At 68.1% G+C, this 907-nt stretch carries 1 protein-coding gene; it reads left to right on the top strand.

Features of this window, described 5'->3' with window-relative positions; all coding sequences use genetic code 11:
- Nucleotides 1-24: 24 nt before the first annotated feature.
- Nucleotides 25-907, top strand: an 883-nt coding sequence (locus U9980_RS18735; RefSeq protein WP_322769105.1) for a LacI family DNA-binding transcriptional regulator, incomplete at its 3' end; no start/stop codon positions are given.

Raw genomic sequence — 907 nt, 5'->3', positions numbered from 1 at the left:
AGTCAGGAGATCAGCGTGGTGACAATGGCGGACGTCGCCAGGGCCGCGGGCGTCTCGGTCTCCACGGTCTCCCATGTGATCAACAGCACCCGGGTGGTACGGGAACAGACCCGCGAAGCGGTACTGCAGGCGATCGAGCAGACCGGGTACACGCACAACACGATCGCCCGATCACTGGTGACGGCAAGCACCCGCACGATCGGCCTGACGATCCCGGTGGTCACGAACCCGTTCTTCACCGACGTCGTCCACGCGATCGAAACGGAGACGTCGACGGCGAGCTACACACTGCTGCTGGTGGACTCCAGGGACGACCCGGACCAGGAGCTGCAAGCGGTACGAGCACTGCACGGACGACGGGTCGACGGGATGATCATTGCTCCGACGTCCAGCGCTCCGGGTTCAGCCCTGGCCTACCTGGCCGCCAACGCCGTGCCCACGGTCCTTGTCGACCGTCTGGCCTCAGCGGACTTCGACCAGGTCGGACCCGACAACGAGGAGCCGACCGTGGCTCTGGTCCAGCACTTCGCCGAGCTCGGTCACCGCCGCATCGGCATGGTCGCCGGCCTGCCCGGCCTGACCACCACGCAGGAACGGCTCCGTGGATACCGTCTCGGGCTCGCGCGATGCGAACTCCCCTACGATGCCGGGCTGGTCGGCCAGGGCGCATCCCAGGCCGAACCGGCGCGCCAGGCCGTTCACGACCTGCTGGCACAACCGAACCCGCCGAGCGCACTGGTCGTCGCCAACAACCTCATGACGATCGGGGCGCTGCGGGCCTTGCGCGAGGCCGGCAAACGCGTGCCGGACGACGTCGGGCTCGCGTCGTTCGACGACGTCGAGTGGGCCGATCTGATCTCACCTCGACTGACCACCATGGCCCCGCCCCGCCTCGAGCTGGGCAGGA

Origin of the sequence: Protofrankia sp. Cr1 (assembly GCF_963555865.1) — a bacterium.
In the GTDB taxonomy this organism is placed as follows: Bacteria; Actinomycetota; Actinomycetes; order Frankiales; family Frankiaceae; genus Protofrankia.
This window is presented reverse-complemented; position numbering and strand designations above follow the sequence as displayed.